The following is a 25,168-nucleotide window of genomic DNA, read 5'->3' on the forward strand; positions in this document are numbered from 1 at the left end:
TGGGCGTTGACGGAGTCGAACCGCCGACATTCTGCTTGTAAGGCAGACGCTCTACCAACTGAGCTAAACGCCCGAAAACTCGGTACTACTAAATTGTAGGTTGGCGGAGCGGACGGGACTCGAACCCGCGACCCCCGGCGTGACAGGCCGGTATTCTAACCAACTGAACTACCGCTCCAACCGTAAAACTTGGTGGGCGTTGACGGAGTCGAACCGCCGACATTCTGCTTGTAAGGCAGACGCTCTACCAACTGAGCTAAACGCCCTGAAATCTGGCTCATCTGAGACGCTGTTTTTGCTGCGTCGTTCAGCGAGGAGGCGAATTAAAACACAGGCTGGGCGGGGCTGCAAGGGGTTATTGCAAGAAAAATGCAGGTTTTCTACAAGCGTCTGTTTTTGCTGCACGTGATGCTTGCCGCATTTTGTCAGACAGAGTGATGCGTGATGTAAACCGCTCATGTATCATTGCCCGATTGTCCCTAATCGGAACCTAAGCATGAAGCCGACCTTTCTTGATTTTGAGCAGCCCATTGCCGAGCTCGAGAACAAGATAGAGGAACTGCGTTTCGTCCAAGACGATTCCGTCCTCGATATCTCGGAAGAGATTTCGCGCTTGCAGAAGAAGAGCCAAGAGCTGACAAAAACCTTGTACAGCAAATTGACCCCTTCCCAAATTGCAATTGTGGCGCGTCATCCGCAGCGTCCTTATACGCTGGATTACATTAACAGCCTGTTTACAGACTTTCAGGAGCTGCATGGTGACCGTTCTTTTGCCGATGACCCGGCAATTGTAGGTGGCCTGGCGCGCTTCAATGAACAGCCTGTCATGGTGATTGGCCACCAGAAAGGCCGCGATACCAAAGACAAGATCTACCGGAACTTCGGTATGCCGCGCCCGGAGGGCTACCGCAAGGCATTGCGCCTGATGCGCACAGCAGAGAAGTTTGGCTTGCCGGTGATTACTTTTGTCGATACCCCAGGTGCGTACCCAGGTATTGGTGCAGAAGAGCGTGGCCAGTCCGAAGCCATCGGCCGCAATCTGTACGAAATGGCGCGCTTGAAAGTACCGGTCATCGTCACCGTGATCGGTGAGGGCGGTTCCGGTGGTGCGCTGGCGATTGCCGTGGGCGACTATGTGAACATGCTGCAGTACTCTACCTACTCGGTGATTTCGCCGGAAGGCTGCGCTTCCATTCTGTGGAAAACCGCCGAACGCGCAGCGGATGCAGCCGAGGCGCTGGGTATTACGGCGCCGCGCCTGAAAACGCTGGGTCTGATCGACCGCGTAGTCAACGAGCCGCTGGGTGGCGCGCACCGCGATCACGCCGCCATGATGACGGCGCTGAAGCGCGTACTGCAAGACCAGCTGAAAGAGGCCAATGGCCGCGGCGTGGACGAGCTGCTGAAAACTCGCTTCGATCGCCTGATGAGCTACGGGCGCTTCAAGGAAAATGCAGCCTAATCTGCTGAATGCCTTGATCCAGAATTGGCCGGACACTTTGTCCGGCCATTCTCATTTGGACGTGGCCCTGTCCGGCGGGCTGGACTCCATGGTGTTGCTGGACTTGCTTTGCCGCTGGCGCGACGAGCAGGGTGGTCTGCAACTATCCGCCACCCACGTACATCATGGTATTAGCCTGCAGGCCGATGCGTGGCTGGTGCATTGCCAGCAGCAATGTGCCCTGAGGGGTGTGCCGCTGCGTACCGAGCGTGTGCGATTGCAACGGCAGGGGGGCGAGAGCCTGGAGGCGGTAGCACGCGATGCGCGCTATGCAGCTTTCGCTCGCTCGCCGCAGCAGGTGCTTGTGCTGGCGCATCATGCCGACGATCAAAGTGAAACGGCGCTGCTTCAGCTGCTGCGTGGTGGCGGGGTAAGAGCACTGGCTGCCATGCCAGTGCTGCGCCAGTGGCAGGGCAAGTGGCTGTGGCGCCCGCTGTTGACATTTAGTCGTGCCCAGTTGGCCGCCTATGCCCGGCAGCATAGCCTGCAGTGGGTAGAAGACGACAGCAATGCGGATGCGGCCAACTATCTGCGCAATTATCTGCGCCTGCACACCTTGCCCGCGTTGCGTCAGCGCGTAAGCGGGCTGGATGCCAGGCTGGCCCGCAGCGCGGCCCAGATGGCAGATGCAGCCAGTGTGCTGGATGAAATGGCAGCACTGGATGCCGCGCAGTGCCTGTCGGGTAATGTCCTGCAGCTGCCAGGCTGGCAGGCCTTGTCGGCGGCAAGGCAGCGCTTGTTGCTGTTGCATTGGCTAGGCCTGCTGGGCTGGTCCTCGCCGGCACCGGCTGCCATGCTGGCTTTTCAGCAGGCTGTGCTGGCGGGGGAGGCAGCCAGACTGCAGCTGCCACAGGGGCAAATACTACGCTACCGGCAGCAGCTGATGGCGGTGGCCTGGTACGATGGCCCGCTTGTCTTGCCCTTGGCTTGTCAGCCGGGCGAGCCCTTGGTGACACCACTGGGCAAGCTGGCGTGGGTGCGTAAGCAAGGTGGCTTGTTGGAAGGGTGCACAGGGCCGGCCATGTGGCTCGCGGCGCGCAAAGGGGGCGAAACCCTGCCACAGAAGGTTGGCCGCGTGGCGTTGAAAAAGCTGTTCCAGACGCATGCCGTCCCTGCTGCACTGCGCGACGCTTGGCCGCTACTGCATCATGCAGACGGCACATTGCTTGCCGTGCCAGGGCTCGGTATTAGTCTCAGCTATCAGGCGCAGGGGGAGGGGTGGTGGCCGCTGTGGCAGCCCACCGCGGTGTCCAGGCCGGCTAGCGGTTAAAAAAGCGGGTTGGCAATGAGCCAGCCCGCTTTTTTACGTGCGCGGTGTACCTAGCCCAGGTTTTTCGGGCCAAACGCGCCAGGTAGCAGGGCGTCCAGTGTGGTATCGATGATGTCGCTGCCATCGCAAATGGCGTGCACCTTCATGGTGGGGCCGAACTCGTTCAATACCTGGCGGCAGCCACCGCAGGGCGGGGTAGGTGTGGCGGTGGGCGTATAGATGCACACGGCCAGCACTTCTTCCATGCCTTCAGCTCGGGCCGTGAAAATGGCGGTACGCTCGGCGCAGTTGGTCAGGCCATACGAGGCATTCTCTACATTGCAGCCGCGCACGATCTTGCCGTCTGCCGTCAGGATGGCAGCGCCTACTGTAAAGCGGCTATAGGGCACATAGGCATGGCGTGCCGCTGCACGAGCTTCCTTGGCTAGGGTATCCCATGGGATGGTGTGTTCCATCAATGCTCTCCACGCAAAAGGGCGAGGGATAATCCTGCCGACGGGCAGGGCTGTCAATCATTTATTGCGATGAAACCAGCCGACAGCTTGCTGTGTTCGTCATGCCGAGCCTGACGTGCAGCCAGTAGCGCTTCGCCCAGCGCCCGGGCAATGGCTGGTTCGGCGCGCCAGTGGTGCCAGTAGAGGGGGAGGTGTAGCGGCGCACCGAGTGTCACCAATTCGGCATTCGCAGCCACATGGTCCAGAAAATCTTGTGGTATCAAGCCATAACCCAGCCCGGCCTGGATAAAGTCGAACATGGTATCTGGCGTGGGCATGCTGGAAAAGGGAAAGCTACCCTGATAGGCAGCGAGCGTTTGCAGGTAGTCCGCATGCCGCGCTTGCTGGCCATGTAAAACGACAGCGTGCGCATGGGGCAGCGAAGATGGGGTCACACCATCAGCGAAATGGCTTTCACGATAGGCGGGCGTACAGACGCACTGGTAGCGAATCATGCCCAAGTGCAGGCACTGGCTGCCATGTGTGGTTGTGCCGTCATGACTGAGCCAGCCGCACAAGTGGGTCGAGTTTTGGCGGGTGGCGGGGTCGGCCAGGTGTTCGCCAGGCAGGATGCGCAGCTGCAGCGCATGCTGCTTTATCAGCGGCAAAAGCGCCGGCATGAGCCAGCTAGACAGGCTGTCGGCATCGGCGCCGATGCTTAGCATATTCAGCGTACTGATACCTGCCTCTGGTTTCAGATGCTGCATCAAGTCCAGCTCCAGCAGCTTGATCTGTTTGTAGTGTTGCAGCAGTGTTTTTCCTGCGGCTGTCGGCTCCAGTGGCTGGCTGCGGACCAGCAAAGGCTGCCCCACCATCACTTCCAGCTGCTTTATCCGTTGCGATACCGCCGATTGGGTCACGCCCAGCTGTGCTGCCGCGCGTTCAAAACCATTGGTTTCTATGACGGAGGCCAGAGTCTGCAGAAGTTTGCTGTCAAGCATGGTGATATCGAGCCGTAGTTGTCATGTGTGAATAGAAGGTGCTTATGCAACAAGGTTAAATTGTTTGTCATTGATTGTTTGAAGTCAATCATTTACATGGCGAACGGCTTAAAGTTGGGTGGCAGTAGTGGTATTTGCTGAGTTCTATTTTACTGCCCGTGGTCATCTGATTGCTTTGATTGAAGGTGATAGGGTGCAGTTGGGTGAGGGGGATTGCATGCGCAGGCTCTAGCCAAGCTGGGAAAATATGCGTAATATGCGCAACTCTTGAAGGCGACAAGCCCAAGTAGGAAGCGTGGCCGAGTGGTTTAAGGCAGCGGTCTTGAAAACCGCCGAAGGTGTGAGCCTTCCGTGAGTTCGAATCTCACCGCTTCCGCCAAACATTTTTTGGTATGTGCTTGATTTTTAAGGCTGTTTTTCATTTTATCAGCCAGCAAAAAACAACGCAAATATCAAAGCTACTATCAAAAAAGCGATGCTACCGTGCATCGCTTTTTTGCTTTTCAGCCCCGGCACACGGATTGCGCACCGTCCGACACTGCAGGCTGCCAAAGTTTTACGCTCCTCGATCCAGGCTGTTTGCCGGTGATAACGTAAAAACGCCACCGTCCCTACTACCGGCCACGGCCCGGCACAACGCGCAGCCATCCTCCTCGCCCGTCTTGGGCACTCCGTGTTGATTTCGCCTTACTTGCCACATTGCGGGCAGGTGCCGCTGCGCCTTTTCTACCTGGATCAGGAGCTTCACCATGACGACCCCCACTTCTCTGCAGCCTTTGTTCAAACGCGTCGCCCAGCAAGACCGCCACGACGATCTGCTGGCCGTGATCGCCACCCTCAGCAGCAAACCTTTAGACACCGTGTACCAGCAGGCCGAAACGCTTGGTATGCCCAAGATCGGCCCGTTTTACCCGTGGCTGGATGAAACCTTGCTCGGCAAGCTGTTGGCGGCCAACAACCTGAAAGGCGGCGCATGGAAGCCGTGCACCAGCTACACGGAGCTACCGGAAATCGCCATCGTGATGACCGACTACCACACCGACTGGGAGGTAGGCCGGTGCGTGCTCTACCACCGCAACACGGGCCAGGACGGCAAATCGGCACAGCCCTACGTGATCGACCCTTACCCGCACGCCGACCCCAAGCTGTACCTGCGCAGCGGGGTGGGTGACATCGCCAAGCTGCGGCCCGCTTGGTATGTCGGGGTCACCGAACTCTATCGCGATGCCAAAGGCTAAGGACGTTGCACCATGCTGCTTGAAGACTTGTACTTCCAGCAGCTGCACCGCATCGAGCTGGTGGAACCGTGGCGTCTCGATAACGGGACGCCCGGCCTGCTAGCCGGTGCCGTGTTGCTGCACTTTGAGGATGGGGTGTTGGCGTGCTGGTCGCCGCTGCGCTACAGCATGCGGCCAAGCGGGACCGCACTAGGTATCGCGGCTAGTGGCGTGCTGACTTCGCCAGGCTACAGGCTGAGCGTGCTGCCAGTAGAGGCAGGCGATAAGCGATTCGACCTTTCTTTGCCACGCTACAGCATTAGCGGCCACGCGCTGCAAGACCTGCTGGGCACCGATACCGCGCCCAGATTGATGCTGGCGGACATGGTGCTAGACGACGCCATGATTGCCTTGCGGCTGCGTTTGGGCTTAGGTCAAAACAGCACGTGGCAGCTGGGCTACTTTCCGGCACTGGACGGCAGTGTTGGCTTCAGCCCACAGGGCTATACCCTTACGGTACGCACTTGGCGCGTTGAAAACGCCGACTCTCCCGCTAGCTGGTTACTGCCAGAAAGCCCTTATCCCTTCGTCTTGGCAGGCCGCATCTGGCCATCCGCCCATCCCAATCACTGGCCATTGGCCTTACGCAAAGCCTGGCAATCACAGCCAAACAGCATCACCTATCACACCATCCTGCGCGAAGCCCTGATCGCACGCTTTCAGCAACATGACCAGCTCAGGCGACGTTTACTCGCGATGAAGCTGCCGGAATCGGTCAAAGGACTGCCGGAAGGATTGCTGCTTGAGGTGATCGCGGCACTCAGGACTTGGCAGCGACAGATTGGGCAGCTTTAAGCAATGCCAGTGACACCAACAAGCCGTACAAGCCATTCGGAACGGCACAACGCCTTAACCAGGGTTATGCGACTGCTGCCCTTGCTACCACTAAAGAGCAGTTTCGAGGTCGATTATGAAGCTGCTGACCCGGATGTACTGGTAGAGATCGCCGAGCAAGGAGAACTGGTACTGCAGCATCTGGCGAAAGGCTTGTGTGCTGTGGGCAGCTACTTGGTTTATGTGGCCAACGCGGCGGAGAGCGAACCGGACCGTATTTCTGTGGCAGAACTCGGAGGGTTGACTGTCGAGCTATCCGAGCTGGTATCGACACTTTTGCCACTGGTGCAAGCATGTCGATATCACACAGTGGATTACGAACCAGACAGCCATAAGGCCTTATCTCCAGCCCACTTCCGCGCCCGATAGCAGCGAACAGCAAGTGCCAAACCCCGCTCAATGCTGTTGGGGTGGCTGCTCCAGCTCTGCTACCAACTCACTCATCGTCACGCCCAATGCACGCGCCAGCCTTTCGATGTTGCAGATCGATATATTGCGTAGCGCACGCTCTACAGAGCTGATGTAGTTGGGATGCAGCTCCGCAAGTTCTGCGAGCTTCTCTTGCGTTAGCTTCTTTTCCAGCCTGATTCGCTTGAGATTTGCAGCAAAAACAAACGGAGAGTTGCAGTTATCGGGGAAGTTTGGCATCCCCGGAGTCTTTGTTAACCCAACCCAAAGTTCCACACACTTTGAGTTCAGTCCGATACACTCGCCTTAAAACCAAACCCAAAGTGTTAGGACAGGAGAAAGCCATGCATCACTTCAATAGACTGATTTCACTCGCCGTCTGCAGTGCGGCGATCTTGCTCACCGCCTGCAGCAACAAGCCGGGGGATGCTGACATCCAGCAAGACCTGGCAGCCACTTACGAATGCCCGATTCTGCAAGTGTCGGATGTGAAGAAGGTGGATGGTGCGGAAACTGACGGCAAGGTGTATGAAGTAGCGTTTACCTACACCGTCAGCATCAAAGGCGGCGCCGAAGCAGCCGGGAAGATGTTTGCCGAATGGAGCCATCTGGATGCGCAGATGCACCCCACGCAGCTGGCATTGGAGAAGGCACAGTATGAAGCTGATGTGCGAATAGCGAGTGGGCAGATAGGTGGCGACCGCAACACCGACCCGGAAGTAAGACGGCTAAGCCAAGCCAAAGAACAACTAGAGAACCGGATCAACACGCTGGTGCCATGCCAGAGCTTGGAAGCCCTGTCCCGGCTGCAGATCATGCGCAGTGCCGCCGAAGAAGCTGCCAAATCCGGCCAAAGCCAGATAGCAGTGCCCGTCGCCATCAAGATGCGCGGTAACGGTCATATGGGCAAAGCAGAGAGCGGCTGGCATTTTGTAGATACCCCAGCCCTGAGTACCGTGGAAGTCGTCACCGAAACAGCCAACTACCCTCGCTTCAAACAGGCAGAAGCACCAGCCACAACACAGCCATCTACCGCCGAACTCGACCCGCCACCCGCACAGCTAGCCAGCATTGCCGCCACGCCAGGGTATGCCGACAGTACGGTAGATAACGGTCCTAGCTTTGACTGCGCCAAAGCCAGCACCACCGTGGAGAAGATGATCTGCACCGACCCGAAGTTGGCCGCAGCTGATAGAGATACCGCCGCAGCCTACAAGGTAAAACTGGCGGCGAGTGCAGATGAGAGTGGATTGAAACAGCAACAGGCGAACTGGCGCAGGTCAGTGCGGGATATTTGTACAGATACGGACTGCTTGGAGGGTGCTTACAAGCAAAGGCTGGCGGAGTTGCGCTAGTAGGACACAAGAGGTCAGAATCATCAAAGGAGCGATTCCTTCCAACTCCAAATCAACGGTGGCCGCTCCCAAACGAAAGCGGCCACAATCTTTCAACCAGCTCGACAGACTAGCGTGATTTAGTCAGTTACGTACAACCAAGCCTGCCGCCACATCCCGGAACGAAGCTAATGCCGCTTCGAGATGCTCAATGATCTCCTGCTGCAGCACATCCGGCGGTGGCAAATCATCGAAGTTATCTAGGCTGTCGTCCTTGAGCCAAAAAATGTCGAGGCTGGCCTTGTCACGCGCCATCAGCTCATCGTAGCTGTAGAACTTGAACCGTTCGGTAGCCACGCGCTCGTGACGATTTTCAGGGTTGTAGCAACTGATGAAATCCTGTAGATCGTCGAGCTTGAGCGTGCGCGTCTTCAGCGTGAAATGCTTGTTGGTGCGCAGATCGTAGAACCAGATGCCCTTGGTGTGGACCTTGCCGTCCTTGGGCTTAGCATCAAAGAATACCACGTTGGCTTTCACGCCCTGCGCATAGAAGATGCCGGTGGGCAGGCGCAAAATGGTGTGCACATCACAGTTCTGCAGTAGCTTGCGGCGAATTTTTTCGCCTGCGCCTCCTTCAAACAACACGTTGTCTGGTAGCACCACAGCTGCTTTGCCGTCCACCTTGAGCATGCTGACGATGTGTTGCAGGAAGTTGAGCTGCTTGTTGGACGTGGATTCCCAGAAGTCCTGCCGCTCGTAGGTCAGGGCTTCTTTGTCTTCCTCACCTTCCTCATTGGTGATGGTCATGCTGCTTTTCTTGCCGAAGGGCGGATTGGCGAGCACGTAATCCACTTTGCGTTTGGGCTCGGAGATCAGGGCATCAGCACGCTCAACTGACGGTTCCCCATCCAGTTCGCCAATGTTGTGCAAGAACAGGTTCATCAAGCACATACGGCGCGTATTCGGCACGATCTCGTTACCGTAAAAAGTTTCCTCACGTAGAAACTTTGCCTGTTTAGCATTGAGTTTTTGCAGATCACGATTAAGCCAATTGGCATTACTTTTAATCCACTCACCAGTACCGGAAAGCCATTCGTTAGCTATCAGGAAAAAACCGCCGGTGCCACACGCGGGATCCGCGATTGTTTTCATCGGTTGGGGACGCATGCAGACTACAATGGCCTGAATAACTGCCCGTGGTGTAAAGTACTGCCCAGCGCCACTTTTAGTATCTTCAGCATTCTTCTGCAACAGACCTTCGTACAGATCGCCTTTCGTATCTGCGTCCATACCGATCCAGCTTTCAGCATCAATAAGCTGAACCAGACGTGACAACTTCGCCGGATCTTGAATCTTGTTCTGCGCCTTGAAAAAGATCGCACCCAGCATACCGGACTCGTTACCCAGCTTGTGCAGGGTGGTGATGTATTGTGCTTCCAGCGGTTCTCCGACTTTGGAAGTAAGACTGGCCCAGTCATATCCTTTAGGAATGTGCGTCTCGCGGTTGTAAGGCTCTTGCGCATACTCATGTGCCAGCTTCAGAAACAGCAAATAGGTGAGCTGTTCAAGGTAATCACCATAACCCACACCATCGTCTCGAAGGGTGTGACAGAAACTCCAGACTTTCTGGACAAGGGTGCTTGTATTCATTCAATTCCCAATAAATATCTGGCTCTTTAGCCAAAAAAACCGACGGCGATTTAGGAGTTTACCGAGATCCCGCACACCATATCTTTGACAAACATTTTAACGCGCTCATTATTATCCACAAAATGATATATAAGCATTTCAAAAACTTTTGGCTTCAAAAAATCCAAGCCAACTGGATTTTCAATAATGGTATAACGGTGATAACTTTCCAGCGCATTAAGAATCTGATTATCGTCCAAGTCTTTTGAGTAACGTTTTGCCTTACAGTGATTCATAAAGCTTTCAATCCAACGATTGAATCCTTCATTAAGCAGGTCTCGAGAGTATCGAGTCCTAATGCAAAAAACTTGATCCCAAGTTTCCGTCTCCTCTGTATCTGGCTGAAAATCAATCCACCACGCCGGCAGCCTCAGTCCTAGCCCGGCAAAAGGTATGCTTCTGACCAGACTAATATCCGTTAGTGGAGCATCATATGGATCAAATGCTTTCCGCCTATCTCCGTTACAATCAGTAAGCACATCTATATCATGTTTGTAATCTCTGTTGCAGCAACGACACATCGGCACTAAGTTTTTCATATTAGCTGCTGCGAATGGATAAATACTCTTTGGCAAATAATGGTCCTGATCTTGTCGCGCCTCCTGCGGCGACATAACTCTTTCGAACCCGCAAAATATGCAAACTTTCACACTTAGCGAACGGAATATCAGACTATACTGTCGGTCCCGAATTCCAAGATCAGTAAGACTATCAAATGCAAAGACAAAAAGATCGTGCACAACTTTATAAACAGTCGGAAACGATGTCTTCAAAATTGGAAGGGGTACTGTACCATCAAGCAGGCCGTTCAGGTCATTTTGCCTAATAAGCTCTTGGTATATTTCAGCACGCTGAGCAATGCTCAGGGGTTTAACTTCGGACTCATAGATTTTGAGTCGATCTTTTATCCCGGAAAAATTTTTCAATCTGGAAGAATTATCTTTGCCAAGTGCAGAAGGAATTAATTTAGACCAGCTTGGAACTGTCTTTTTCTGGTCCAATTTATCGTGAATAGTTCTGATCATCTCAACCAGTGATTCATGCAGCCAGTTTTCATTGCTAGCTGCTACCGGATAGCTTCCTCGCATTTAGTGCGCACTCTTTGAATTTAGTTCTCTCATGCGATCAGCAAGAAATATTTTTTCGACAGAGTCCCCAATCCTCCCCATTGCACTCTTAATATCCTCAAGGCTACCAGAACGAATCAAATTTTCAATTTCATCTCTTGGGAGACTGGAAATGGGTGGGCTTATATCAAAACATTCGTCAAGGATCGCGTCAAATGTACTGCCATATGTCTGAATTCTTGGCTGTCTAATTTCTAATGTAACAGCATTCGTACTCTTGCTAAAAATCAACACATTCTCGCGTTTCATGTCCGATGGCACAAATGGCGAGTGTGTTGTTAATAAGCACTCTTGCTTCGCCGCCAATGAACGGACTGCTCTTGCCCCGTTATTTGTTGGCAAGTCACGTAGCATCTTAATAAACCGCACTCTCCATGCAGGATTAAAGTGGCTCTCTGGCTCATCTAGCAAGAAGAGAACATTAGGAAAAGAGGCCATGCAAGCAAACCCCAACAGCTGAGCAAGCTGGTGCTCACCATCCGAAAGGGAAACGTAGTCAACAGACTTACCACTCTTGTTTGATACGAACTCAACCTGCTCGAATCGAAACACCTTTTGCTCATCAATAGGCTCAGGCAATCGAGACGCAAAGCGACGATTCTTTACGCCTTTCTCGAATTTATCTCGTGCCGCTTTGGGGATAATCAAATCATTCAACATGGCTAGCTTATGGAAGCATGAATAAAGCTCGAGAGCACCATCTTTCCAGTAATGCTTGAAAGCTTCATGCGTTGCGCTATTCACAAAGAAATCAAAGATCCAAATGCCACTCTTTTCTATGTGGCCATAGCAAGTTGCACAGCATTTCAAGTAGTTGATGTAGTCCTCAAGCTCTTGAGTGAGCTTGACTCCTCCTGTTGGCGCAGCCGAGTGTTTAAGTTGAACGATGCAACGGAAAGATCTGAGGCTCTTGAGATTTGGCGTTTCTAACAACTTCAGTCCCACTTCCTCAGAACTCAAGAGCAGGTTCGCAACCAATACCTCAAGGTTTGTCCCATAATCAATCAATAAGAGTCGTGGGTCTCTTATTCGTTTGGATCTCTTGCGCTCATCCTGCGCACTGTTTCTAACTTGTCCGGCGTAACCTGCCCTGCTTGAAAAGAACGGAAGGCTCAATGTTTCGTTATCGCCAGATGTGTAGCCAATTACCTTGCTTGGTAACAAATCAGCAACATGCAATGGATCTTCAATGAGTTTCCATTTCTCCTGCAAATAAGCCTCAACTACAATTACCGGCTTCCGCTTACCCTCCTTGCGTCGATAGATTCGAACAGGTGTGGCAACATCACTTTCAGCGCCGGAATTAATCAGATATTTTATTTCAAACAAAAGCTCGTCGTTTGGTGTTCCATGCTCTTCTTCGAGTAAATATTTTCGAAACACCGTCTGAAATATCTCAGCAATTACTTGTAAAAGTTGTGACTTTCCTGTCCCATTAGGACCAACCAGACATATTGGGTCAAAAATCCCGCAATCTGCGCCCTCATCCCTAAATGAAATAAATAAGCCATCCAAGAGCCCGCCACAGGTGTCAGCTTTTTCTATTTTGAGAGACAGTAGTTTCATTGCTTCACTTTCCTGAACCGCAACTGACCAGTGTTGCCATCAAAAAATTGCTCAATAGCCGGGCTTTTATTTTCCAAAGATTCAAACAACAAATTCTTCAGCGTCTCATAATCGCCCGAAATTCCACTTCTTAGGTCGTCAAAAGAGAATTCGTCACTTTGGGAAGCCTTAATCCACTCACTGAGTGATGCAGAATTAGATAAATTCATGGATTTTGTCTTTTTAGTTTTAAGGAATCTTGGTTGCTTGGCGCGTTCCGCCCGTTCTCCGCGGATACGTTCCAGCAATGCCGAGGCGGACTCGTCGTTCGGGTCTTGCGGCACAAGTTGGCCAGCAAAGGCGGCGCGCAGGATGTTTTGGCGTTGGGCGGTGGATTGCTTGAGGGATAGTTCAATGGCTGTCCCTTGATCTTTAGCTGTCTCAAGTTGGGCGGATAAAGTGTCCGTTATCGCTTGCTGTTCATCGATTGGCGGGAATGGGATAGCAATCGAGCGAACAATCTGCAGATTCAGATTAGGCTGGACACCCCCAGATGCTTGGTTTCGCATGTCATCATAGCTCTTGAGCAGAAATGACTTCATATATGGCTTACAGACGATTGCTGTATCCTCAAGAACCAACGCCGCTATGGCTTGATTGATCGTAGCTGGAATAGCCAACTCTGAGCACTTGCCACGGGTTTTTCCTTCTCCATACATAGCCACCAACAAGGTGCCTGCGGGGTAGAGCTCTAGGCGACACTCTTTGAGCGCCAGGGGCGTAACGTATTCAATTGCTTCGGCAACCATTTCATTGTTTAAAGCACCGCTCGTAACCCATGGTATTTCGCCCCCCATGTAATACTGAGACTTGGATTTAAGCGGGGTAACGCCAGTACCTATCGCCGCGAGTTGGTCAATCGTCGCCCAAACCCACCCCTCCGGCAGCTCCGGCAAGTCCGCGGTATCCGGCCTCACCGGCTCGGGGTATTTCTTCTGCCAATCCTTGGGCGGAGTTTTGCCTTGTTCCTTGAACTTGGCCAGTTGCTTGGCTTCCCAGCGGGCGCGACGCTCGAGCAGGATGCGCTCCAGCAGTTGCGCGCCAGTTTCCGAAGGCGTGTTTTTGGTTCGCCACTCAGCGGTGAGCGCACCTTCCACGGCGGCTTTCAGAAGCGATTGGCGGTATTGCGCCAGCTTCTTTTGCGCGGCCTTGAGCTCAGCCACGCCGGCATCCAGGTCGGACAGCAGTTCTTCGAGTTTGGCAACAATTCGAGTTTGTTGCGCCGGTGTTTCGAAACCAAAGGTGAACGCAGCAATGTCTTTCGGTCGCACGGCGGGATACAGCGCGCCTTGAACCAGAGCCGACATTTCGTCGACAAAACGTTGCGATTGGACCAGACGAAGCAAGAACTCTGGGCGCAGCCAACGAGACCGGAGAACATGAAAGCCTGTGGAGCCGATTGCGCCATCAAGCTGCTCGGGAACAAGTGCTACTGCATTTAGATTGGGTCGAGTCATTGAAACCAGCACGTCACCAGTCCGAAGAACTTGCTTTGCACGACTCGGAGCCTGCGATAGAGTCAAGGCCTTGGCTTCGGTGATCTTTTTGGTTTCACGGTCAATGCTGCTGATATCAACATAAACGAAATCTCTAGTTGGACCAGTCTGTTCTACAGGCTCATCCGCTAATTCCCCAAGGGTTGCAAGGGGGCGTTGATTCAACTCACTCACGCCACCAACTCCATATTCATTTCATTCATCAATGTATCCAGTTCCTTGCCAAACAGGCCCCAAGCTTTTTGTAGCCCACCTTTGTCTGCCAGTTCGGCGTAATCAAAGTCGTCGCGGCTGATACTGCAGCTGCTGGCGATGTGATCTTTCATCAAGCGCAGCCATTCGGTCTGCTCTGATGTGAAGGCGGTGCCGCGCTGGGCATTGTGGCGAAAGATCCAAGCTTGGAAGCGTTTGTCGACTTCGTCAGCAAAGGGTTTGAGTTCGCCATCCAGCCCCAGCGCAAAACGCAGCAGCGACACCATGTCGGTGAGCTGGTGTTTGCGGTCTACGCCTTTCACCGCCGAAGTCTGCACGCGGGCATAGGCGCTCCACAGCCGTTCGGTGGTGAGCATCAGCGGTGGTTTGCTTAGGTGCTCGTGCAACTCCTCAAGCATGTCAAAGGTCAGTTGACGGCGCTGGTATGGCTGTTGGTAGAAAAAGTCCAGCGCAGCGATTTCATCCTTGTGCTGCGCGATGTAGTCGGTAAAAGTCTGGATCAGTGCTTTGGCCTGTGCTTCGGCTTGCTCGCTAAAGCCGCTGAAGGTGACCTGATCGAGATTGATGTGATCGATGATCTGTTCGCGCTCGCGTCGGGCGTTTTCGATTTCGTCGCGCAGCTCGGGCTTGTCAAAAGGTTCACAGGCTGCGGCCACGCGTTCGGTACGAACAGCTTCGATTTCTTCTGGCAGCAATGTATCCTCGGTACGGGTGATACCCTTGGCGTTGGCAGCAACCAGTGTGGCCTGGATAATTGCGTCCGGGTCCAGCGCAGCAATCAGGCCTTTGCCAAGCTCAGCCACCGAAATACCTCTGCTAGCCTTCTCGATGCGCGCCTTGGCCTTATCGTCCAGCTGCTTGGCCAGACGGACCAGGCGGTTGGCGAGTGAGAGCACGGTGTCGTCATCGCGGCTACCCATGGCCACGCCCTGTAGCAGGTCTTTCAGTGCCACCGTAGGTTTCTTTTCCAGCGGGCGGCTTTCGGTTTTGAGGCTTTTTTCCACGCCTACTGCATCGATCAACACAAAGCGGGTTTTAGCACCGTCGGCGCTGTTGCTCACGCGCTTGAGGCTCTCGCCATCAAGACTTCGCACACCACGCCCTTTCATTTGCTCGTAGTAGCCTTTCGAGCGGACATCTCGCATAAAAAGCAGCACCTCCAGCGGCTTCACGTCGGTGCCTGTGGCGATCATATCAACCGTAACGGCGATGCGCGGATTGTAGTCGTTTCGGAAGCTGGAAAGGACGCTATCTGCATCTTCTTCCGCACGGTAGGTAACCTTCTTGCAGAAGGCATTACCTTGACCGAACACCTCGCGGACGATGTTGATGATGTCGTCCGCGTGGCTGTCGGTCTTGGCGAAGATCAGGGTCTTGGGTGTTTCTTTTCGGGCCGGAAAGATTTGCGTTTCCAGCGCCGTTTTCATTGCCTGGATTACTTGTCGGATCTGGCTGGGGTTCACGACCGACTTATCCAGCTCCTTGCCGGTGTAGATGGTGTCTTCTTCGGTTTCGCCCCAGCGTTTCTTTCGAGTGGCTCGGTCGCGGTGGTCCACCCATTCTTTGGCCTTCAGTTCAGCGCCCTTTTGGGTGACTTCAGTCACGATCTCGTACACGTCGTACCCGACGTTGACGCCATCAGCGACCGATTGCTCGTAGGTGTACTCGGCCACGATGTTTTCGTTGAAGAAGCCGAAGGTGCGTTTATCGGGCGTGGCGGTGAGGCCGATCAAGCTGGCATCGAAGTAGTCCAGCACCTGCTTCCACAAATTATAGATGCTGCGGTGGCATTCATCGATGATGATGAAGTCGAACGTTTCCACCGGCACGGCCGGGTTGTAGCGCACCTGCTTTTGCTGCTTGGCCGTTTGCTGCACTTCGTTGAGCGAGACGTCTTCAGCGGATTCGTCAATCGGCTCACCAGAGAGGATAGAGTACATGCGCTGGATTGTGCTGATGCACACCTGCGAATGTGGATCTATGGTAGACGAGGCCAATCTCTGGACGTTATACAGCTCGGTGAACTTTCGAGCATCGTCCGGCGGCGTGTAGGCCATGAACTCCTGATGCGCTTGTTTACCAAGGTTGCGGGTATCAACCAAAAACAAAATGCGTTTCGCTCCACCAAACTTCAGCAGCCGGTAGACAGATGTAATAGCGGTGAAGGTTTTGCCCGCGCCTGTTGCCATATGCACCAAGGCGCGCGGTCTGTTCTGCGCCAGTGATTTTTCTAGACCAGTAACTGCGCTGATCTGGCAATCGCGTAGATTCAGCTCCGGTAGAGCAGGAATTTGCTCGGCTAAACGGCCGCGCAAGGTTTTAGGCTGAGTCAGCCATGCTGCGAGTGTTTCCGGCTTGAAAAAATGGAAAACCTCCCGAGAACGTGGGTATGGATCTTTACCATCAGTGAAGCGGATAATCTGACCAGTCGCCTCGAACAAAAAACGCAGCGGCGTATTGTCCTTACGCCACTTGAACGTCGCGTTAGCGTAACGTTCGGTCTGGCTCTCGGTTACCGTCAGATTTTTGCCGGTGCTATCTTTCTTGGCCTCAATGACGCCCACCGCGTTGCGGTTGACGAACAACACGTAGTCCGCTGGGCCGGTGTCTGTAGTGCATTCGCGCACGGCGACACCCACAGCTGCGCCGAGGTTGAACTGTTTCATATCCTGAATGACCCAGCCAGCCTGTTCCAGTTTCTGATCGATTTTTTGGCGTGCTTTGATTTCAGGCGTCATGCTTTCGCTCCTGCAGCTCTTCTTTAGCATTGCCTTCCAAATCCTCAATGGCACCACCAGCCCGCACCCATTCATCTACTTCGGACAACTGAAACTTCCACAGACGTCCGATTTTGTGTGCCGGGAGACTTTTACGCTCACGCCAACGATAGACAGTCTCTTTGACGACACCCAGATGCTGGGCAACTTCGCTTGCGGTAACCCAAGGTTCAGTTTTCATTGCATTGGCACTTAGATTGTTAAACAGGAAAAGTCGCCTAAAATTGCCTAAAGTCTAACAGAATGATGCCATAAGCACCAACCACTTAATGCCATTGGTCTTTATGGGATTCTGCATTAGTTTTTGCCAGACGAAGAGCACAAAGAGTCTCAGCAATGCCCAAAGTACCATTGGCAGCCTATATTCTTTGTCTGGGAACTTGCCATCACAACAAACTCGGTATCTTCCGCTTGGCCACCGGCCTGATGTACCTGGCCAGCATCAGGTCGCTGGTATGCCCGGTTTGCTCTCGTATTTGCCACGGCTGCAGGCCGGCGATGGCTGCCTGAGTGCAGTAGCCGGCCCGCAAGCTGTGGCCACTCACTTGGCTGGGGTCACCACCGGCCTTCTTCACCGCCTCTTTTAGTATCAGCGCCACGGACTGGGCACTAAGCGGCGTGCTGGACACGTTCTCGTGGCGGTCTACCGCCCGGAACAGCCAGCCGTCTTTAATCCCGGTCACTTCGCGGTAGTGCTTTAGGGCCAGCACTGGGCAACGGTTACCGCCCGCATATGGAATAAAGCACGTGCGGCCAACGCCTTCTTGGTCTGTCTTGGACCGCCTCAGCAGTATCTCCAGCCCGTCCGGGTACTCAGTCACATCCTCACACCGCAATGCCACCAGCTCCGAGCGCCGTAGCGCAGCCGCCCAGCCAACCAGTATTAAGGCTTGGTCTCGGGCTGCCCGTATTGGTCGTTGATCGCCCATCGCGAATAAAACTTCCAGCAAGTCATCGCGCACCAAGGCTTTGACGCGGCGCTGCCGTTTGCCAAAGGTACGCCGAATGCCCTGCATAGTGCGCTTCACCAAAGCGTGCTTTACCGGCGATGGGTAGCCTTGGTCGATGTGCGCCTTATGGATGGCCACCAGCCTGCGCTCTAGCGTAGCCACAGCCAGTTTACCGGCCACGGCTACCAGGTACTGCACCAGTTGCTCTGGCGTGGCCGGGATACTGCCACCGGCGCGGCAAAAGTACCGCACATCGTTGGCATACTCCCGTTTCGTTGAAAGGGACTGCGCTGCCGCCATCAACTCTTCGGCCGTATAGGCAGGCTGGGCAAAGGATTCATCTGTTGTATCCACCTGCTGGTCGGTGGTAAAAATCACGTTTTTCATGGCTTTGTCATCAATTCGAATGTTATGTTTGCGTTAGTCAGCGCATCGCAATAAAGCGGCACGCTGGCCGCTGGCTGGCTAGTACTCGCAAGGGAACAGCAAAGTGGTGACGCCGCGGTCGGCTTCGGTAATGACCCAAACGCGCTTTCCGGCCATCTGATAGCTGGAAAAGATGCGCAAGCCGTTCTTCACGGCAAAGTCGTTTTCGGCGGCATCTTCGGGCGGCACATCGCCCCAGTTGCCGCGCTGGTGACGCCGTAAGAATGGCTTGGCGTCGAGCTGATTGGCCATCAGGTGATCGAACACGGCGCTGGTGGCAACGACACTGCCGAGAGAGAAAAGTGGTGAGGCTTGGGGATGCTTGGCTTGCATGGCTGGCTCCTTGAAAGGTTGGCCGCCGTGCGGTACCGGCTGCAGAAATACAAAAAGCCAAGACGCGTGAACGTCTTGGCTTGTGGTGATGCGGTAACCGCTTGGCGGCGCGGCAAATGCTGCCGCAGCTTCAAGCTACCAGGCGATTAGCCATAGCGCGATGACGGTGTGACTTTGGTGAAGGCAATCGCGAGTGCCCGCTCATCGGCCGAAGCCGCCATTCAGACTTAAGCCATCATCTGTCCGTTAGCCGGCTAAAACCGGCCTCTTCGCCAGCTACCACCGAGTGTCTAGAAATGCTGGACAGATTCAGTGCTGAACAAGGCTTCGTTATAGCTGTCGGCTCCGCACATCCCACATCTTTCCATCCTGAGTGTTTGCCAGCACCCTCGCTGATCTGGGCTTGCTAGGACAGTATTTCAACCGCCTGTTAGGAGATGCATCTCAGCGACGGGGTTAATGTGAGTTTGATTAATCAAACCATGGCTTGTATTTTCTGTCGTAAAGATCGATTACTCAGCGTTAAGATAATTAAAAATCCAGCCGAAACAAAACACACAATACGAGGGTTAGCGACAGCCCATAATAGACATTGCGCCCCTGCTTCGCCGACGGCTCCAGCCACCCATATAAAACCAAAATAACGACTTTTAACATGAGCAGGCGCATAATTGGAGACAAAGCTATACAGTAACGGAATGGCCATCAATTCACCGATGCTAAGCAAGACAACACCCAACACAATAATTGATATATGAGTGGCAGCGCCAGTGCATAAAATGCCAACAATTGTGAGGCCAAGACCGATCAAGATTTTATTCCAAGCATTTATATTTCTTTGTGTAATTTTACTTCGCAAAGCACCCCAAATAAACGCGCAAAGCACAGTAAAAGAGTTTAGACCTAACCAGACATTACCCTCAAATTGACTGCCCAGTTGAGATGATATCAATGGCACACTAGAAAAAATCATTGTATAGCAAGCCCAAATACCAGAAAATATAAGTAGTATTTGAATAAACACATGGTCGCGTAAAGGCTCCATTAAGCCGCTAGACCCTGTTAGTTTTACAGTATGAAATTCCGACGATGTAGTCGTGACCATCCAGCCAAAAGCAACGGTCAAAAAAATCAATATGTATAAAGATTGACTAGCGAAGAGAGGCCAAATGACCAGCGGCCCTAACATTGCACCCAAATTTATCAACAGATAGTGAATAGAAAAAGCACGTTCACTTTTCGTGCCTGCAAGTTGACTGATACTTGTATAGATAGCGGGATTGAGAATGCCGCCCCCAATGCCAACAATTCCACCTGCAACTAATAATTGAACTGACGATGTTGTGACGCAGAGCAAGGCAAAACCTATTGCTTGCAACACTGAACCAAGTAATATAACGCGATATTTATCAAACCGATCAGCCAAAAAACCACCGATCAGGGGAAATAGCCTGTAACAAAATATTTGAATAACAAAATACAAAGCGAGATCTGATTCACTAAGCCATCCGTCCCTCAATGCAGAGTATGGTGCATTGGGTGTAATTGAAAAAAAAATTAACTTATCTAAGCCATGAAAAAATAACAATGGAAGCAAATTAGAATTCATTCGGCGCTTTCAAGGTAATAGAACGAATCTTTACCATAGACATTGCTGTCTTTAGATTTTTGACGGCCTGCTCATTATTATCACCGGTTACGATAATGTAGGCAACGCGATCTTCAGAGCTTTTCGGTGGTCGAATTGCAGCGCCTGGTTTCTTTTCTACAACACAACGTACTAAAAAAGGCAGTGCCGAAAGCTCTTCCATGCCTATGAGTTCTTGAAACTCACCAGCCTCAGTGGCCACAACAAATCCAACTGCAGCGCCTCGAATATTTTTTGTATTTGGCTTAATTGGCTTCTTTAGAAGTATATCGAGATGCATCTCAAAGAGTTGAACACCTGTAGCAAGTGGAACGAGATCAGTCGTAATATGATCGCCTCCGGGTCTCGGATTACACTCTATGATTTTAGGACCATTTTCCCCCAATTTGAGTTCAACGTGGAATACGCCGGTCTCTAATTCAAGCGCCTCGGCAGCTTGATGTGCTGCGCTGATGAGTGCATCAGCCTGGGCACTTGAAATACGAGCAGGATGCACATGGCCCAACTCTACAAAATATGGTGGCGCAGTGACCCATTTCTCTGTAACACCAGCAAAGCGAAGTTGTTTCTTCTCTAATGCAAGTTCAACACTAAATTCATTTCCATCTGCAAATTCTTCTAATAATATTTCGTTGCGATGTTGAAAGCCAAATACACCAAAATTCATTTCTGAAAGCACAGCAAAGGCGGCTCGTAGCTCGTTATCATCGTAAACCAAGGAAACGCCTTTGCTCGAGGCAGAGCTTGTCGGCTTTACAATTAGTGGATAGCCGATACGTTCTGACTCTAATAAGGCTTGTTGAACAGAATTTACCAAGCAAAACTGTAAAGACGGGGCCGCGCTACGTTGGTATGCAATGCGCGCCTTATCCTTGTGCACACCAAGGTTTGCAGACGATACAGTCAGGCCGAGCAAATCATGCTTGACTGCAAACCTGGCTGCAGACTCTGTAACAAATTGATTGCCAGGCACGACTGCCGAAATAAAATTCAGCTGATTAATCTCTTTTACAGCAGATTGAATTTCATTTGGATTGCTCACATCGCAGACAACCACGTGTTCAACCAAATCGCGATAGCCATGTATATCAGGAAAATTTGCATCGCTTGTGACAACAATACAGGAAATTGACATTTCCTTTAGCGCTCGAAGGTAGCCCAAACCAAAATAGCAAGGCTCAATCACTAATACTTTCATGAATACCCTTTTTGGCATTTTATATTTCAATCTCAACCTTGCAGTAAAGAGCAAGGTGATCAGCGAGTAGATCGACTTCCTCCAGCGTATTTTCATAAGAAAATGAAATGCGTATTGCAGATGTAATAATTTCATTAGGTAGACGCATTGCACTTAGTATGCGCGATGGCGCCATGCTATGGCTGCTGCAAGCAGAGCCTTGCGAGATATAGAAACCTGATGTAGTTAGGTCACGCATCATCGATGCAGATGATGTGCCTGGAAACGCCAAAGATAGAATATAAGGCGAGCTTTTTTCATCTGGAACTAAACGCACGTAATTAACTTGCAAAAAATCTAAGCGGCTAATTAAATGCCTAGCTAGTTGACGAACTTTTCCAATTGTAGAATCGTGGTTACGCAAACTCTCCATTAAAGCCTCACCTAACAATGCGATTCCATACACGTTTTCTGTACCTGGACGATATGATTGCTCTTGCACGCCACCATACATGAGCGGCAAAATTGGAAAACGATTACTCAAATAAAAGCATCCAATTCCTTTGTCTGCACCAATTTTATGCCCAGACATAAATAATGCATCAACAACTTGCAATTCAGGCTTGACGTCCAGTTTGGCAAACTGCTGTACAGCATCACACACAACAAAGACATCTGAATCAATCTTTTTAATCTGCCTAGCGATTTCATTCACCGGCTGAATTGCTCCTGTCTCATTGTTAACCGCCATTATGCATACCATTGCCGTTTTTTCATTGACCAGCCTTTCAATCTCGTTGCAATTGATCTCACCCCATTCATTGCATGAAATTTCACGAATTACAAAGCCCTTGCTTTGCATCGCATATGCCGTTTGAAATACCGCCGGATGCTCAATTGAAGATACGATTATCTCATTGCGAAAACTCGAATTATTAATCAAATATGAAATGTACCCCTGAATCAAAATATTCGCAGCCTCAGTCGCTCCTGATGTGAAATATATTTGATCTGGGTCTCCACCAATGTAATCAGCGATTTGCAAGCGTGTATTGTTTATAATTTTTTTCGCCTGCCTACCAGGAAGGTGCGCGCTTGAAGGGTTTCCATGATTTATTTTGGTCAAGGTATTTAGTAGGGCTCGGGGAAATATTGGCATCGAAGCTGCACTGTCGAAATAACCGCTCATGCTTCACCCTTATCAAGTTGAATTTGGTTGTTGTAAAACTTCATAAACTCAAAAATCCCTTTTTCCTGCATTTTTTTCAGAAAATCATCAAATGAGTTTTTTTGAGTTTTTAGCTCATCCGAATTAATAAACGACAATTCTGGCGTTCGTAGCATCTGAGGATAAACAATTTGCAAGCATTGTCGACTGAAGTCAACCTTTAATGCATTGCATGCAATCACTCCACGAATTATTTTTTCCCCAATGTAAGGATCATCATTGCGTGCATATACACAGATGTGATCATAGTTTTCCGGAAAATTTAAAAGCAAGCCCCCATAAGTTGCAGGACATAAAATTCCGCTGCTTTTCTCGTATAAGTTTATAATTCCACTGCGCTTTAGGCGTGTTAGCGGCATGGCGATAATGTCTTTTTCACGATCAACATAGGTGCTCTTTTGCCATATGGTATTTTGGTAATAAATATTTTCCCGCTCGTAATTCAAAAGATAGGACGTGCTAATAGAAAAAAGATCCTCATCCAGCGACGAGAGTAGGACAGCGCCTGTGTTGTGATAGTGAGTCTCGTTATTCCCCTCTCGAAGAATATTTACCTTAGATTTTTTGATGAGCGTGGAAAACCGATTGCTGTTGCGCGTTTGCAATGAGATAAGAACATCATCAAGCTCATTATCGCCAAGATAAGATTTATAAAGCTCCGGCAGACACTCCTGCCATCGCTTTGCATTAATGGCTTCAACTAGTTTGGCGCGTGCATCTGTATCGCCAAGCAAGCGCGAAGTATCTGAAAGACAGATGCTGATTTTTGCTTGCCGACCTTCTAATTTGTGATACTTGTATAGCGCCAGTCCAACATGAAAGCTGCGAATAATTGATTCGCTCATTCCTTCGGCATCACCAAATTGAAAACGTCCATCCCCATATCTCACCGGGACATGACCGCAATCTATGACAATATCTTTTCTAAGTTGGCGCATGAAATCAGTCATTTCATTCCAAAGTGGTAAATCTCGTAAGAGCATCATAGTTTTACTTGGCAATTAAAATAGCGATCAGAAAAGTTTGACCAAAAACGCAAAGCATTTTTAGGGCTTTAATACTGAATTATCGATTTACGCTCTACGACATAGTCGAGTTCAGGCAGGTTCGTTGAGTTTGAGTAAAACCCGCTCGCCAGAAGGCGAACTTACGTGATGATGACATGCTATTTTCTCCCTTGAAACTTCTACTAGCTGGCTGTTGAAATACGCACCAACTGGGCACACACCGTCCTCTGTGATGCCATGATCACGACCCCGCGAGCACCCAATGCACACGATTCTCGCCAGATCACTACAGAACTCGGCGTATGCAAGGCTCATTTACTGCCTTTTTTTACAGCGATCACCACCACCATTCCAACGCCGGATGCAATGCGGCCGACGTCCGCAGCCGCATCAGGTTGTAAGCCACCATCGTAAGTGTCAGCAACTGATCCACCTTGGCCAAACCCTAAACCATCACCTCACGATTCGGCCCTGTATTGATTAGCATCTAACCCAAAGGCATGCCATGATAAGAGCATGCATACTTGCCAGCATCAATAATTTATGTAATATTGATAAATGCCAATGGATTAATCGGTAAATTATTACATCGAAAAACAACAGGCTACCAACTACACGCAACTGAATCAGAAGTCAGGGAGAGTATTAAGCTGGTGCTGTGCATAGCTGCACATGTCAAGGGGCAATGTCACATCGCCCGCCCAGCTTAGAAGAATGGAGCCGCTTAATAGCAGCTTTGGAAGAGCCATCAGCACCGATGGCCAGAGAGAATACGGCCACTTCTGGTATGCGTGGCGGTGGCTGTGCGAGGTCATCCTTGATGCTTCGTACAAGTTGGTCGATCTAGTCTTTCATTTCTGCTCCTACGACGCGGAACCGCCGCAATAGCCTCGCATCACGACCAGCAATGATGCCCAACCAGAATTAATCACCCCCCAGGTGACCTCCTCCCAACTAACCGAGCGTCCCGGGCTGCAGACATGCCCCAAGCAAACAAACTGATGATTCAGATGCATGCAGTTATGTGAAGGGCCTGTCCGTAATTCTGTGTAAACCAGTCGTTTTCCACCTACCTGTCGATAGGCAGCTTTGGCCGACAACCAACCTACCAACACCTCTCCCCCACAAGCAGCAGTAACCACAAGCACAGGTAGCAGCAATACAACCCGGTACTGGCCTTGGTCGGTGCCGGGTTTGTTTTTGTCAGGCTTACCATTGGTCGCCTCCCCACTCTGCAGTGTCGGTTGTAGTGGCCGCGGGTTCAGTAGCCTCTGCGGGGCAAACAGGCCCTAGCGGTCGCACGCGAATGTCCCCGTTATCCAGCAAGCGGATGGAAACGTAGTGGCCTGCGGCCAACCCTGCTGCTTGTAGCAAGGCTGCGGGCAAGCGCAGGCCGGTTGAGTTGCCCCAGCGGCATAAGCGGACGGTCATGA

The 25,168-nt window shown here is 51.6% G+C and carries 22 protein-coding genes and 4 tRNA genes; 7 read left to right on the plus strand and 19 right to left on the minus strand.

Annotated elements, in window-relative coordinates:
- The 3 genes from FLQ44_RS01770 to FLQ44_RS01780 all read right to left on the minus strand — a co-directional run bounded on the left by FLQ44_RS01770 (window position 1) and on the right by FLQ44_RS01780 (window position 266).
- Window positions 1–73, minus strand: a tRNA-Val gene (locus FLQ44_RS01770).
- Window positions 74–101: 28 nt separating this feature from the next.
- Window positions 102–178, minus strand: a tRNA-Asp gene (locus FLQ44_RS01775).
- 12 nt (window positions 179–190) lie between these two features.
- A tRNA-Val gene (locus tag FLQ44_RS01780) sits at window positions 191–266 on the minus strand.
- Window positions 267–496: 230 nt separating this feature from the next.
- Between FLQ44_RS01780 and FLQ44_RS01785 the strand changes: the two genes are divergently transcribed.
- Both FLQ44_RS01785 and tilS read left to right on the plus strand, forming a co-directional pair.
- A complete protein-coding gene (locus tag FLQ44_RS01785) occupies window positions 497–1,462 on the plus strand; it encodes an acetyl-CoA carboxylase carboxyltransferase subunit alpha (RefSeq protein WP_147692789.1) in 966 nt (321 codons plus the stop codon).
- Window positions 1,452–2,771, plus strand: a complete 1,320-nt coding sequence (gene tilS, locus FLQ44_RS01790) for a tRNA lysidine(34) synthetase TilS (RefSeq protein WP_240801160.1) — start codon at window positions 1,452–1,454, stop codon at window positions 2,769–2,771. The genes FLQ44_RS01785 and tilS overlap by 11 nt, the downstream gene beginning before the upstream one ends.
- 50 nt (window positions 2,772–2,821) lie before the next feature.
- Here the strand turns inward: tilS and FLQ44_RS01795 are convergent, their stop codons facing one another.
- The gene (locus FLQ44_RS01795; RefSeq protein ID WP_147692790.1) at window positions 2,822–3,226 is read right to left on the minus strand and encodes a cytidine deaminase; all 405 of its coding nucleotides are present in this window, start codon (window positions 3,224–3,226) and stop codon (window positions 2,822–2,824) included.
- 53 nt (window positions 3,227–3,279) lie between these two features.
- Complete coding sequence (locus FLQ44_RS01800; protein ID WP_147692791.1) at window positions 3,280–4,206, minus strand: ArgP/LysG family DNA-binding transcriptional regulator; 927 nt, start codon at window positions 4,204–4,206, stop codon at window positions 3,280–3,282.
- A 289-nt stretch (window positions 4,207–4,495) separates the two neighbouring features.
- Here FLQ44_RS01800 and FLQ44_RS01805 point away from each other — a divergent pair.
- The 4 genes from FLQ44_RS01805 (at window position 4,496) to FLQ44_RS01820 (ending at window position 6,686) form a co-directional block, all read left to right on the plus strand.
- Window positions 4,496–4,585, plus strand: a tRNA-Ser gene (locus FLQ44_RS01805).
- Window positions 4,586–4,955: 370 nt separating this feature from the next.
- Window positions 4,956–5,444 (plus strand): hypothetical protein, encoded by a 489-nt coding sequence (locus FLQ44_RS01810; protein ID WP_147692792.1) that lies wholly within the window; start codon window positions 4,956–4,958, stop codon window positions 5,442–5,444.
- A gap of 12 nt (window positions 5,445–5,456) precedes the next feature.
- Window positions 5,457–6,278 carry a hypothetical protein gene (locus tag FLQ44_RS01815; RefSeq protein ID WP_147692793.1) on the plus strand — a complete coding sequence of 274 codons (822 nt, stop codon included), beginning with the start codon at window positions 5,457–5,459 and terminating at the stop codon, window positions 6,276–6,278.
- A 66-nt stretch (window positions 6,279–6,344) separates the two neighbouring features.
- Window positions 6,345–6,686 (plus strand): hypothetical protein, encoded by a 342-nt coding sequence (locus FLQ44_RS01820; protein ID WP_147692794.1) that lies wholly within the window; start codon window positions 6,345–6,347, stop codon window positions 6,684–6,686.
- Between the two features lie 27 nt (window positions 6,687–6,713).
- On the opposite strand, the gene FLQ44_RS01825 is transcribed toward FLQ44_RS01820, so the two are convergent.
- Window positions 6,714–6,965 carry a helix-turn-helix domain-containing protein gene (locus tag FLQ44_RS01825; RefSeq protein WP_147692795.1) on the minus strand — a complete coding sequence of 84 codons (252 nt, stop codon included), beginning with the start codon at window positions 6,963–6,965 and terminating at the stop codon, window positions 6,714–6,716.
- A gap of 104 nt (window positions 6,966–7,069) precedes the next feature.
- Here FLQ44_RS01825 and FLQ44_RS01830 point away from each other — a divergent pair, with 104 nt between their 5' ends.
- Window positions 7,070–8,080, plus strand: a complete 1,011-nt coding sequence (locus FLQ44_RS01830) for a lysozyme inhibitor LprI family protein (RefSeq protein ID WP_147692796.1) — start codon at window positions 7,070–7,072, stop codon at window positions 8,078–8,080.
- Between the two features lie 123 nt (window positions 8,081–8,203).
- Here FLQ44_RS01830 and FLQ44_RS01835 read toward each other — a convergent pair whose 3' ends face one another.
- The 13 genes from FLQ44_RS01835 to FLQ44_RS24770 form a co-directional block, all read right to left on the minus strand.
- On the minus strand, window positions 8,204–9,709 hold the full coding sequence (locus FLQ44_RS01835) for a class I SAM-dependent DNA methyltransferase (RefSeq protein ID WP_147692797.1): 1,506 nt from the start codon (window positions 9,707–9,709) through the stop codon (window positions 8,204–8,206).
- 50 nt (window positions 9,710–9,759) lie between these two features.
- Window positions 9,760–10,836 carry a hypothetical protein gene (locus FLQ44_RS01840; RefSeq protein WP_147692798.1) on the minus strand — a complete coding sequence of 359 codons (1,077 nt, stop codon included), beginning with the start codon at window positions 10,834–10,836 and terminating at the stop codon, window positions 9,760–9,762.
- Window positions 10,837–12,441 (minus strand): restriction system-associated AAA family ATPase, encoded by a 1,605-nt coding sequence (locus FLQ44_RS01845; RefSeq protein ID WP_147692799.1) that lies wholly within the window; start codon window positions 12,439–12,441, stop codon window positions 10,837–10,839.
- Window positions 12,438–14,150, minus strand: a complete 1,713-nt coding sequence (locus tag FLQ44_RS01850) for a restriction endonuclease subunit S (RefSeq protein WP_147692800.1) — start codon at window positions 14,148–14,150, stop codon at window positions 12,438–12,440. Before FLQ44_RS01850 ends, FLQ44_RS01845 begins: the two co-directional genes overlap by 4 nt.
- Window positions 14,147–16,927 carry a type I restriction endonuclease subunit R gene (locus FLQ44_RS01855; RefSeq protein ID WP_147692801.1) on the minus strand — a complete coding sequence of 927 codons (2,781 nt, stop codon included), beginning with the start codon at window positions 16,925–16,927 and terminating at the stop codon, window positions 14,147–14,149. The genes FLQ44_RS01850 and FLQ44_RS01855 overlap by 4 nt, the downstream gene beginning before the upstream one ends.
- On the minus strand, window positions 16,917–17,147 hold the full coding sequence (locus tag FLQ44_RS01860) for a helix-turn-helix domain-containing protein (RefSeq protein WP_147692802.1): 231 nt from the start codon (window positions 17,145–17,147) through the stop codon (window positions 16,917–16,919). Before FLQ44_RS01860 ends, FLQ44_RS01855 begins: the two co-directional genes overlap by 11 nt.
- A gap of 205 nt (window positions 17,148–17,352) precedes the next feature.
- Window positions 17,353–18,303: a site-specific integrase gene (locus FLQ44_RS01865; protein WP_240801161.1), complete on the minus strand. Its 951-nt coding sequence runs from the start codon at window positions 18,301–18,303 to the stop codon at window positions 17,353–17,355.
- Window positions 18,304–18,381: 78 nt separating this feature from the next.
- Entirely contained in the window at window positions 18,382–18,675 is a 294-nt protein-coding gene (locus tag FLQ44_RS01870) for a hypothetical protein (RefSeq protein WP_147692803.1), read from the minus strand.
- Between the two features lie 475 nt (window positions 18,676–19,150).
- Window positions 19,151–20,284, minus strand: coding sequence for an MFS transporter (locus FLQ44_RS01875; RefSeq protein ID WP_147692804.1), 1,134 nt, complete (start codon window positions 20,282–20,284; stop codon window positions 19,151–19,153).
- Window positions 20,274–21,521 (minus strand): ATP-grasp domain-containing protein, encoded by a 1,248-nt coding sequence (locus FLQ44_RS01880; protein WP_170252713.1) that lies wholly within the window; start codon window positions 21,519–21,521, stop codon window positions 20,274–20,276. Before FLQ44_RS01880 ends, FLQ44_RS01875 begins: the two co-directional genes overlap by 11 nt.
- A 19-nt stretch (window positions 21,522–21,540) precedes the next feature.
- Window positions 21,541–22,689 (minus strand): cysteine desulfurase family protein, encoded by a 1,149-nt coding sequence (locus FLQ44_RS01885; protein WP_147692806.1) that lies wholly within the window; start codon window positions 22,687–22,689, stop codon window positions 21,541–21,543.
- Window positions 22,686–23,678: a hypothetical protein gene (locus FLQ44_RS01890; protein ID WP_147692807.1), complete on the minus strand. Its 993-nt coding sequence runs from the start codon at window positions 23,676–23,678 to the stop codon at window positions 22,686–22,688. The genes FLQ44_RS01885 and FLQ44_RS01890 overlap by 4 nt, the downstream gene beginning before the upstream one ends.
- A 1,266-nt stretch (window positions 23,679–24,944) precedes the next feature.
- Window positions 24,945–25,166 (minus strand): AbrB/MazE/SpoVT family DNA-binding domain-containing protein, encoded by a 222-nt coding sequence (locus tag FLQ44_RS24770; RefSeq protein ID WP_369126590.1) that lies wholly within the window; start codon window positions 25,164–25,166, stop codon window positions 24,945–24,947.
- Between the last annotated feature and the right edge of the window lie 2 nt (window positions 25,167–25,168).

Source organism: Vogesella mureinivorans (genome assembly GCF_007644035.1).
GTDB classification, from domain to species: domain Bacteria; phylum Pseudomonadota; class Gammaproteobacteria; order Burkholderiales; family Chromobacteriaceae; genus Vogesella; species Vogesella mureinivorans.

Excerpts from the sequence above, each read along its gene's own strand:
- FLQ44_RS01785 (WP_147692789.1), top strand. The coding sequence starts at position 497 with ATGAAGCCGACCTTTCTTGATTTTGAGCAGCCCATTGCCGAGCTCGAG.
- tilS (WP_240801160.1), top strand. The coding sequence starts at position 1,452 with ATGCAGCCTAATCTGCTGAATGCCTTGATCCAGAATTGGCCGGACACT.
- FLQ44_RS01795 (WP_147692790.1), bottom strand. The coding sequence starts at position 3,226 with ATGGAACACACCATCCCATGGGATACCCTAGCCAAGGAAGCTCGTGCA.
- FLQ44_RS01800 (WP_147692791.1), bottom strand. The coding sequence starts at position 4,206 with ATGCTTGACAGCAAACTTCTGCAGACTCTGGCCTCCGTCATAGAAACC.
- FLQ44_RS01810 (WP_147692792.1), top strand. The coding sequence starts at position 4,956 with ATGACGACCCCCACTTCTCTGCAGCCTTTGTTCAAACGCGTCGCCCAG.
- FLQ44_RS01815 (WP_147692793.1), top strand. The coding sequence starts at position 5,457 with ATGCTGCTTGAAGACTTGTACTTCCAGCAGCTGCACCGCATCGAGCTG.
- FLQ44_RS01820 (WP_147692794.1), top strand. The coding sequence starts at position 6,345 with ATGCGACTGCTGCCCTTGCTACCACTAAAGAGCAGTTTCGAGGTCGAT.
- FLQ44_RS01825 (WP_147692795.1), bottom strand. The coding sequence starts at position 6,965 with ATGCCAAACTTCCCCGATAACTGCAACTCTCCGTTTGTTTTTGCTGCA.
- FLQ44_RS01830 (WP_147692796.1), top strand. The coding sequence starts at position 7,070 with ATGCATCACTTCAATAGACTGATTTCACTCGCCGTCTGCAGTGCGGCG.
- FLQ44_RS01835 (WP_147692797.1), bottom strand. The coding sequence starts at position 9,709 with ATGAATACAAGCACCCTTGTCCAGAAAGTCTGGAGTTTCTGTCACACC.
- FLQ44_RS01840 (WP_147692798.1), bottom strand. The coding sequence starts at position 10,836 with ATGCGAGGAAGCTATCCGGTAGCAGCTAGCAATGAAAACTGGCTGCAT.
- FLQ44_RS01845 (WP_147692799.1), bottom strand. The coding sequence starts at position 12,441 with ATGAAACTACTGTCTCTCAAAATAGAAAAAGCTGACACCTGTGGCGGG.
- FLQ44_RS01855 (WP_147692801.1), bottom strand. The coding sequence starts at position 16,927 with ATGACGCCTGAAATCAAAGCACGCCAAAAAATCGATCAGAAACTGGAA.
- FLQ44_RS01860 (WP_147692802.1), bottom strand. The coding sequence starts at position 17,147 with ATGAAAACTGAACCTTGGGTTACCGCAAGCGAAGTTGCCCAGCATCTG.
- FLQ44_RS01865 (WP_240801161.1), bottom strand. The coding sequence starts at position 18,303 with ATGAAAAACGTGATTTTTACCACCGACCAGCAGGTGGATACAACAGAT.
- FLQ44_RS01870 (WP_147692803.1), bottom strand. The coding sequence starts at position 18,675 with ATGCAAGCCAAGCATCCCCAAGCCTCACCACTTTTCTCTCTCGGCAGT.
- FLQ44_RS01875 (WP_147692804.1), bottom strand. The coding sequence starts at position 20,284 with ATGAATTCTAATTTGCTTCCATTGTTATTTTTTCATGGCTTAGATAAG.
- FLQ44_RS01880 (WP_170252713.1), bottom strand. The coding sequence starts at position 21,521 with ATGAAAGTATTAGTGATTGAGCCTTGCTATTTTGGTTTGGGCTACCTT.
- FLQ44_RS01885 (WP_147692806.1), bottom strand. The coding sequence starts at position 22,689 with ATGAGCGGTTATTTCGACAGTGCAGCTTCGATGCCAATATTTCCCCGA.
- FLQ44_RS01890 (WP_147692807.1), bottom strand. The coding sequence starts at position 23,678 with ATGACTGATTTCATGCGCCAACTTAGAAAAGATATTGTCATAGATTGC.
- FLQ44_RS24770 (WP_369126590.1), bottom strand. The coding sequence starts at position 25,166 with ATGACCGTCCGCTTATGCCGCTGGGGCAACTCAACCGGCCTGCGCTTG.